This window comes from Armatimonadota bacterium (assembly GCA_031081585.1).
GTDB classification, from domain to species: Bacteria; Sysuimicrobiota; Sysuimicrobiia; order Sysuimicrobiales; family Humicultoraceae; genus Geohabitans; species Geohabitans tengchongensis.
The window spans coordinates 1-7,946 of sequence record JAVHLY010000058.1 but is presented as its reverse complement, the minus strand read 5'-3'; the positions used below and the strand labels follow the sequence as shown (position 1 = coordinate 7,946).

Below are 7,946 nucleotides of genomic sequence, written 5' to 3'. Positions count from 1 at the left end.
GTGCCCAGGACTCACGATCTGACTGAAATACTCCCTCTGCTGTCTGCCGGCGTGGCGGTGAGACTCGACGTTGACGAGCTGGTCGAACTGAACCCCTACCCCGTTGGCGTTCGGTATCCCGGACTGGGTCCAGAGCCGGGCCGTGAAGAGGCTAGACGAGCCCTGGAGATAGCCAGGCGCGTACGGGCCGAGGCGCGGTCGGCCCTCCCGATGGACGAGTTGACGTAAGCAGGGGAGGCTGCCCATGGAGCGGTGGTACAAAAGTCGTCACACCACGCAAAGAGGTCCCGCGAGGGGCGGTCTTTCAACCCCGACGAGTTCGCCATCCACCTGGAGCAGGTCATCTCCGGCCGCGCGCCCGAGGACTACCGCGACCCGGAGAAGTTCTTCGGCCGCAGCGTATTCACCCGGGCGTTGACGAAGCACACAGGGATGGTCTCGAGACGGTTGGCCGGGCGTACCAACGGGACGGCTCCGGTCCTCACGCTGGAGGACCCCCGCCAACCCCGGAAAAGGACGAAGCCCTGGTCGCGTTCTGGACCAGGTGGTAGAGCACCGTCAGGGTGTGAGTCTTGCCGCCGCCGAACTGGGTGATCACACGTCCAGGTAGGAGCTGGACTGCACAGCGATGTGGGCCTGCTCGCAGTTATGCCTGTGTCCGAGGTCGAAGCGCGAGAAGCGGACTGCGATTAGCGTAGCTCTACACCGCTGCAGGATTGCCGGTGCACGTCATCGTGACGACCCCGGAAGAATTCACGTGGCGAACGAGGTGCCGGATACCATTGAGTCTCCGGCGGCAATGGAAGACAAGGTTCCTCTACGCCTAAGGCTCGGACCTTACTTCTCGTCCGCCGGGAACCCGCACGTGGTGCGAAGGCCGTAACACCTCTGCCGCGACGTCATGACCCGCTCCTGCCGTGCAGCACGGCCGCCAGCGCCTCGCGCAAATCGACCGGGACGACGACCACCTGCTCCCGTCGTGAGCCGCACGCCGCCCGGCCTACAAACACCAGGCCCGCCAGCCGCGCCAGGCCGAGCGGGCTGGAGGGCGGCTGCTCGTCCCACCAGAAGCCGTCCCCCTCGTCCGACCCGAACCGGCGGGTGACCGTCGCTTTGCGCACCACCCCGCCGGCCGCCAGGACGAACCGTAAGAGCTCCCGCGCGCGGCCGCCACGGTCCCACGCCCCCAGGGCCCGCACCGCCGCCTGCGGGTCGGCGGCGACCATCCCGGCCAGCTGGCGGGCCCGGTCCCGCTTCAACGGCGCCGGGACGGCCAGCCCGTGGAGGTTGCAGGCTGCGTTCAGCCACTGCACGGGGACGCGCGCCAGCGCCCGCTCGAGCGTGAGCCGGTCCGGCGCGATCGGTCGGCGGTCGACGTCGGCGCGGAAGTCCTCGCCGATGCGCGCCATCACCTCCTCCGCCGACAGGGGCTCCACGAGGTCTGAGGCCAGGTGCCGTTGGAGCGCCCGCACCCGCTCTGCCATCTCGGGCGTCAACGCCTCGCGGTCGATGGCGGCCAGGTGCCGGAGGGCGTCCTGCCGGTCGCCCTCCCGCAGGCTGAGGACGGCCAGGTTGTAGCGCACGCCCGGGTGTCCTGGCATGGCGGCCGCCATCACCTCGAGCCACCGCCGCGCCGCGGGCCGGTCGTCCTCGTCGAGGAGGAGGGCGGCCAGGCTGGCCACGGCGGGCATGTACAGACGGCCCGGCCGTTGCGCCAGGGATTCCAGGAGGCGACGCGCATCCGCCGTGCGCCCGCCCTGGCGCAACGCCAGCGCCTCCTGGCGCTGCCGCTCCAGATCGGGGTCGGGCTCGAAGTCGAAGGCGGCCTGGGTGATAGTGACCTGCCGGCGCGTACCGCCGATGAGCATGGTGACCGGCTCGCCCTCGCCGAGGACCCCGGCGCGGATCAGGCCCTGGGCGGCGGCCAGCTTCCACTCGTCGGCGACGCTCCCCGCCTCGAGCAGCCGGCGGCCCAGGTCCGCTCCCCAGGGGCCGCCGTAGGCCACCAGGTCGCCCACCATGCCCGCCGTGTGCTCCGCCGGCCGGGGAGACGGGAGGCAGAAGAGGCCGTGCAGCACGACCATGAGGGTCGCCGGGTCGGCCACCAGGCGCCCCATGGCGCCGGCCAGGTCGCCGGAGGCCTGCGCGGCCGCCCTGCTGATCCGCTCCATGTCCGGGAAGTGGTAGGGGAGGCGCAGCGGCGGCAGCGTCCCGCGCTCGAAGAGGGGGACGAGGTCGGCGAACCCGCGCAGCGTCGCCCAGGTCGACGCGTGCAGGCGGCGCCAGCTTCCCGCGGCCTGTCCCCACCGTCCCAGGTTGAACGCCGCGACCCCGCCGAAGTAGTGGCTCTCGGGTGCGACGTGGTGCGCCTGCCACCGGCGGTAGAGGTCCCACGCCTGGCGGTCTTCCCCCAGCGCGCCCGCCGCGCCGATGATCACCGCCGTGTACTCCTGGAAGGTGCGCGTGGCGACCCCGGGCGGTTGGAGCGGCAGCCCCTGCTCGAAGCCCTTCACCGCCTCGTGGAGGTGCGCCGCGGCCCGGGCGGCGTCGCCGAGGGCCACGTGCGCGCGCACCGCCAGGGCGTGGGCGAAGGGATGCCCCTGCGCCCCGGATCCGAGTTGGGGCGCGAGCCACTCCAGGGCCTCCGCGGGACGCCCGTCCACGTCGAGGGCGATGACGGCCAGGTTGTTGCGGGCCGAGGGGAGAGGGGCCAGGGCGAGCGCGCGGGTGAACCGGTCGCGGGCCTCGGCGGCCTTCCCGGCGCGGTGGAGCCGGACGCCTTCGTCCACGAGCCGGGCGGCCTGGTGCAGGGTCTCCGGCGGGAGGGCCTCGGGGTGTTCCATGGGGGACCTCTCGGACAGCAAGTTTCCTCGACAGGCGGGAGGATCTCCTCGCCGGCCGGGATCTCCTCACCGGCTCCGGGCCCGGGAGGGGTTCGTGCTCCTCTTCGGCACCTGCGGAGCGTCGACCTTCTCGGCGAGCGCCAGCGGCCAGAGTTCGAGGAGGGTGGCGCGCCCCGCCAGCGTCTCGCGTACACGCTGGAGCAACAGGATCTGAAACGACCCGAGGAGGAGGAAGCGGCGCCCCTCGCCGCGATCGGCCAACAGCTTGACGGCGTCCAGGAGGTCGGGCGCTTTTTGAATCTCGTCCAGGATGACCAGGCGGCGGCCGTGGTCGAGACGGCGCACGGGGTCGGCGGCAAGCCTGAGACGTTGCGTCCGGACCTCACCGCGGCGGGTGTTGCTGCGTGAACACGCGGAAGGCCTCCCCGGTCAAGCGTAGAGTCCCGTCGGGGTTCATCAGCGCCCGGGCCCGCGCGGCGTCGATGCTGAACCACACCGCGTGAGGCAGCCGCAGGTCCGCTACCGCCCTGAGCAGGGCCGTGGTCGTCTGCGGATCATCGTCGTGCTGCCCGATCTCGTTGGTGACCACCGGCAGCTCAGGTGTGGGCCGCGAGGCCACGGGCCCGTCGGTTCCGCCGCGCGACATGCAGGAAGAAGACTGCCGGGGCCGCCCAGCCGATCAGGGAGCCGAAGGGGGAGGGGAGCCAGCGCAGCGGGACGGGGAGCGTGGCGAAGACGGTGTGCAGGTAGGCCAGCACGTAGGAGAGGTCCTGCATCCAGCCCAGTGCCGGCCGGCGGGCGGCAGCCCGCGGGTCGACGACGAGCGCCGCCCACAGCGCGAGCGGGATGCCAAGGGGCATGCCGGCGACGCCCCACAGCTGAGGCCTCCACCAGTCGAGTGCCGACGCCGCGGCCGCCCAGGCGGCCGCCACCGCCTGCGCCAGTACCGCGGCCACATACGGCCGGTGTGGGGCGAGGAAACCGGCGGTGAGGCCAGCCAGCACGGGCGTATAGAAGAACTGGGCGATCATGAACGGGATGCCGCCCATCTCCCATTCCCGTGAGAAGTGGAGGAGGGCGGGATGGGCGACCAGGTCCATCGCCGGTCCCGCCGCGCCTCCCACGATCACTGCGGCGAGGAGGCGGCCCCAGCCACCTTCAGAGCGGATCTGCGCACCGGCCACCATCGTTGACAGTCCTCAAGTCGAGGAAGCGGCCGGTCGGCCGGCACACGTCCATGCCGCCGGGCGCTCGTGGCTGCTTCCTCTCGCTGGCGCTTATGCCCAAGCTCCACCCTGCTGACCGCACCCGGCACGTCCTACTCCCAGCGGAACCGCCACCCCGCCAGGAGGAAGGCCACCACGCCCCAGCCCGCCAGGTAGACGAGTCCCGGGAGGTAGGGGCCGAGGGCGTCGCCGCGGGCGGCCACGCCGCGCATCGCCTCCACCAGCGGCGTCAGCGGCAGCGCGCTGATGAGCGGCTGCACCGCCGCCGGCATGAACTCCCGCGGCCAGAACGTCCCCGCTAGGAACATCATCGGGAAGCCGAGAAGGCTGCCCAGCAGGTTGGCGGCCTCGGGCGTGCGCGAGACCGTCGAGACGGCCAGGCCCATCCCCACGAAGACCAACGTCCCCAGGACCGCCAGCGCGGCGAGCAGGAGCAGGCTGCCGACGATGACGGCCCGGAAGAGCCCCACCGCCACCAGCGCGATCACCGCGAGCTGCACCAGGTTGGTGGCGGCGTAGCGGGCCACCAGGCCGCCCAGGAAGAGCGCCGGGTGCACCGGCGTGGCCAGCACCCGCTTGAGGACCAGGCGCTGCCGGTACTCGGTGACCACCCAGCTCGTCCCCTGCAGCCCGGAGTTCATCACGGTCATGGCCAGAATGCCGGGGAGGAGGAAGTCGAAGAAGCGCACGCGCCGGGCGCCCGCCACCGGGGAGGCCTCCAGGCGCAGGAGCGGCGCCGCCCCGGCAAGCCGCAGGTTGGCCTCGGTCACGAAGCGCTCGAGGATGAGCAGGGCCGTGCGCGCGTCCTGCAGGCGGGCCTGGTCGAAGTAGACGCGGACGGTGCCGGCCACGCCGGCGCTGCCGGCCGCCTCCGGCGGGACGACCACCAGGATGCGGCGGCCGCGCCGCAGGGCCGCGAGGGCCGAGGCCTCGTCCGCCTCGTCCACCACCCGCAGCACCGGGACCTCGGCCAGCCCGCGGCGCAGCCCCTCGGCCAGCGGGCCGGCCCCGGGCACGACGCCGACCGTGAAGGTGACGCTCTCCCCGCGGCCGAAGGCGACCCCGATCAGGCTCATCAGGATGAGGGGGAAGAGGAGGCCCCAGAAGACGCTGGTGCGGTCGCGGAAGTAGTGCTTGAAGAAGAGCAGGACGGTCAGGCCGAAGGCCCGCAACGCGTCCACGGAGCCTCCCGCACGGGAGGGCGGCAGGTCGTCGCGGGCCGTGACGGCAGGAGGCTGCGGGCCGGACCTCACTCGCGCAACCTCCGGCCCGTGAGGTGCAGGAAGACGTCCTCCAGCGTGGCCTCCTCGACCCGGAGCTGGGTGAAGCGCAGCGTGCCGGCCCGGTGCAGGGCCATCACTGCCTGCACGGTCTCCACGGGGTCGGTGGTGGCCAGGCGCACCTCGCCGTTGGCCCGCTCCACCTGCCGCACGGCGGGGAGGGCGGCCAGCGCGGCCTCCCGGTCCGCCGGTTCGTCGGCCCCGGCGAGGGCGACGGTGGCCGTGGGCGCGTGGGTGCGGATGAGGGCCCGGGGCGCGTCCAGGGCCACGAGGCGGCCGTGGTCCATGATGGCCACCCGGTCGCACAGGCGCTGCGCTTCCTCCATGTAGTGCGTCGTGAGGATGACGGTGCGCCCCTCGCGGCGCAGGGCCTCGATGACGTCCCACAGGTTGCGGCGGGCCTGGGGGTCGAGGCCGGTGGTGGGCTCGTCGAGGAAGAGGAGCGGCGGGTCGTGCACCAGCGCCACGGCGATGGCCAGCCGCTGCCGCTGCCCGCCCGACAGCGTGCGCACCCAGGCGCGGCGCTTGTCGGCGAGCTGCAGGCGCTCGAGCAGCGCGGGCACCGGGGCCGGGCGGCCGTGGAAGGCGGCAAAGAGGCGCAGGGTCTCCTCGACGGTCAGGCGGTCGAAGAAGCCGGCCTCCTGGAGCTGGACGCCGATGCGCGCCCGCACGCCGCGCGGGTCGCGGCGCACGTCGACGCCATCGACGACGGCGCTGCCGCCGTCCGGGGTGCGGAGGCCCTCCAGCATCTCCAGGGTGGTGGTCTTGCCGGCGCCGTTGGGGCCGAGGATGCCGAAGATCTCCCCGCGGCGGACCTCGAAGCTCACCCCGTCGACGGCGACGAGGGTGCCGTAGCGCTTGCGCAGGTCGTGGACCTGGACGATGGGATCGGTCATGGCACCGGGGAGACATCATAGCGGCCGGGCCGGCGGGGAGCAAACACCCGGTCACGTTGGGCCGGGACCGAAATCTCAGGGAGAGCTGCCGAGAGTGAATCAGGCCGAGACGGTTGCTGAGCTCCGGACCGCGGTCAGGGATGCCCTGCGGGCCCAAAGCTTCCTCGCGACCTCTCCGGTGAGGTCTCAGCCGCTCGCCTCCGGCGGACACTGGGTGGGCTGGTCAACGGGGCAGCCCGCGCACCAGCGCCACCGCCAGGAGCAGCACGGCCACGGCCAGGAGCAGGTTGAGCCGGCCGATCCAGGCGGCCGTGCGGCGCAGGGCCAGGGCCTGACGGTCCGGTGGCGACGGCGCGCCGTCCTGGCGAGTCTGCGCCAGCCGCGCGCTGGCCGGGCCGATGATGAAATCGTGCAGCACGCTGAGGACGATCATCGCCCCGACGAACGCCAGCTTCCAGGCCAGGATCCGGCCGAAGGGCGTCTCCCACAGGCGGCCGGTGGTCACCGCCTCCCAGCTCACCCCCCGGTAGGCCAGGGTGAGGATGCCGGTGGCGATGAGCACCGCGATGGCGACCCACCCGACGACCCGGAACCGCATCCCCATGGCGGTGACGAGGGCGGCGCGCTGGGCGTCGGGGAGGCGGCGCAGCGGCGGGATGGCCACGAGGGCGAGGAAGACCATGCCCCCGATCCACACGACGGCGGCCAGGAGGTGCAGGAAGACGACAGTCTGATACATGGGGTCTTCTCCTCTATGGGCTCTCGATCCCGGGATTTGCCTTCTCCGAGGGCCCGCTCCTCCCAGACGCCCTTGCCAAACCACGGGAGGAAAGCAGCAAACCCGCCATGTCCAAGACGCTGTCTACAATTGTTCCAGAGGGAGATGCTTTGACTACCAAGCTGAGAGATCGTGCCCGCACCCTTAAACGAGAAGCCTATGCTCTGTATGTGGCTACCCGGGACCCACGAGTTCCTTGGTACGTCAAGGCTTTTGTAGGCCTAGTAGTGGCCCACACTTTTAGCCCGATAGACCTGATTCCAGATTTCATTCCTCTTTTGGGTTACCTCGACGACCTCTTTGTAACGCCTTTGGGAGTCGCACTTGCGTTGAAGATGATTCCACCTGAAGTAATGGTCGAAGCTCGGCAGAAGGCCGAAGGGCTATTGCAGCAAGGGAAACCAATCAGTCGAGCTGGAGCGCTGATGGTGATGGGTATTTGGGTACTTGTCATAGTCGCCGTCGTCTGGTCAGTCGTGCAAGCGGTAAGAAACTAAAAAGGTCCAATAATGGTTCAGGGCCTCCTCCGGTGTGGCCGCCTCGGTGAAGGCACGCCGGCGGAACTCGACCCGCTACCCTCAGCTTCCTCGAGGATCGGGCAGATGCAGGGCGCCCGGAGGGTCGTGCCGTCCGCCCGACGCCGCAGGTGCCGCAGCTCCTGGCGCCACCCCCGCAAGGCTCGCAGCTGATCCTCCACCTCCGCCAGCTTGCGGTCCAGCCAGCCCCGCACGTGCCCGCACGGCAGCTCCCCCCGGTCCCGCAGCCGGAACACCTCCACCACCTCCCCCAGGCTGAGGCCCGCCCGTTTGGCCCGCAGCACGAATCGCAACCGCTCCCGATCCGTCTCTACGTACACCCGGTACCCGGACGGCGTCCTCCCGGGATGCAGCAGTCCCACCGACTCGTAGTACCGCAGGGTCCTC

Annotated in this window: 10 protein-coding genes; 2 read left to right on the top strand and 8 right to left on the bottom strand. The window is 71.4% G+C overall.

Going from position 1 to position 7,946, the window contains the following annotated elements:
• Positions 1 to 228, top strand: a 228-nt coding sequence (locus tag RB146_13840; GenBank protein ID MDQ7830046.1) for a HEPN domain-containing protein, incomplete at its 5' end; no start/stop codon positions are given.
• A 671-nt stretch (positions 229 to 899) separates the two neighbouring features.
• Here the strand turns inward: RB146_13840 and RB146_13835 are convergent.
• The 7 genes from RB146_13835 to RB146_13805 all read right to left on the bottom strand — a co-directional run bounded on the left by RB146_13835 (position 900) and on the right by RB146_13805 (position 6,984).
• Positions 900 to 2,843: a hypothetical protein gene (locus RB146_13835; GenBank protein MDQ7830045.1), complete on the bottom strand. Its 1,944-nt coding sequence runs from the start codon at positions 2,841 to 2,843 to the stop codon at positions 900 to 902.
• Between the two features lie 66 nt (positions 2,844 to 2,909).
• A complete protein-coding gene (locus RB146_13830; GenBank protein ID MDQ7830044.1) occupies positions 2,910 to 3,188 on the bottom strand; it encodes an AAA family ATPase in 279 nt (92 codons plus the stop codon).
• Positions 3,189 to 3,225: 37 nt separating this feature from the next.
• The gene (locus RB146_13825) at positions 3,226 to 3,432 is read right to left on the bottom strand and encodes a hypothetical protein (GenBank protein ID MDQ7830043.1); all 207 of its coding nucleotides are present in this window, start codon (positions 3,430 to 3,432) and stop codon (positions 3,226 to 3,228) included.
• A 7-nt stretch (positions 3,433 to 3,439) separates the two neighbouring features.
• Positions 3,440 to 3,943, bottom strand: coding sequence for a hypothetical protein (locus tag RB146_13820; GenBank protein ID MDQ7830042.1), 504 nt, complete (start codon positions 3,941 to 3,943; stop codon positions 3,440 to 3,442).
• Positions 3,944 to 4,161: 218 nt separating this feature from the next.
• Positions 4,162 to 5,250: an ABC transporter permease gene (locus RB146_13815; protein MDQ7830041.1), complete on the bottom strand. Its 1,089-nt coding sequence runs from the start codon at positions 5,248 to 5,250 to the stop codon at positions 4,162 to 4,164.
• 68 nt (positions 5,251 to 5,318) lie between these two features.
• Positions 5,319 to 6,245: an ABC transporter ATP-binding protein gene (locus tag RB146_13810; protein MDQ7830040.1), complete on the bottom strand. Its 927-nt coding sequence runs from the start codon at positions 6,243 to 6,245 to the stop codon at positions 5,319 to 5,321.
• Positions 6,246 to 6,468: 223 nt separating this feature from the next.
• On the bottom strand, positions 6,469 to 6,984 hold the full coding sequence (locus tag RB146_13805) for a CopD family protein (GenBank protein ID MDQ7830039.1): 516 nt from the start codon (positions 6,982 to 6,984) through the stop codon (positions 6,469 to 6,471).
• 107 nt (positions 6,985 to 7,091) lie between these two features.
• Between RB146_13805 and RB146_13800 the strand changes: the two genes are divergently transcribed.
• Positions 7,092 to 7,520, top strand: a complete 429-nt coding sequence (locus RB146_13800; GenBank protein MDQ7830038.1) for a YkvA family protein — start codon at positions 7,092 to 7,094, stop codon at positions 7,518 to 7,520.
• A 17-nt stretch (positions 7,521 to 7,537) separates the two neighbouring features.
• On the opposite strand, the gene RB146_13795 is transcribed toward RB146_13800, so the two are convergent.
• On the bottom strand, positions 7,538 to 7,946 hold a 409-nt coding region (locus RB146_13795), incomplete at its 5' end, for a MerR family DNA-binding protein (protein MDQ7830037.1).

Coding starts and splice junctions, on each gene's coding strand:
- RB146_13805 (MDQ7830039.1), bottom strand. CDS start 6,984: ATGTATCAGACTGTCGTCTTCCTGCACCTCCTGGCCGCCGTCGTGTGG.
- RB146_13810 (MDQ7830040.1), bottom strand. CDS start 6,245: ATGACCGATCCCATCGTCCAGGTCCACGACCTGCGCAAGCGCTACGGC.
- RB146_13835 (MDQ7830045.1), bottom strand. CDS start 2,843: ATGGAACACCCCGAGGCCCTCCCGCCGGAGACCCTGCACCAGGCCGCC.
- RB146_13820 (MDQ7830042.1), bottom strand. CDS start 3,943: ATGGACCTGGTCGCCCATCCCGCCCTCCTCCACTTCTCACGGGAATGG.
- RB146_13800 (MDQ7830038.1), top strand. CDS start 7,092: ATGTCCAAGACGCTGTCTACAATTGTTCCAGAGGGAGATGCTTTGACT.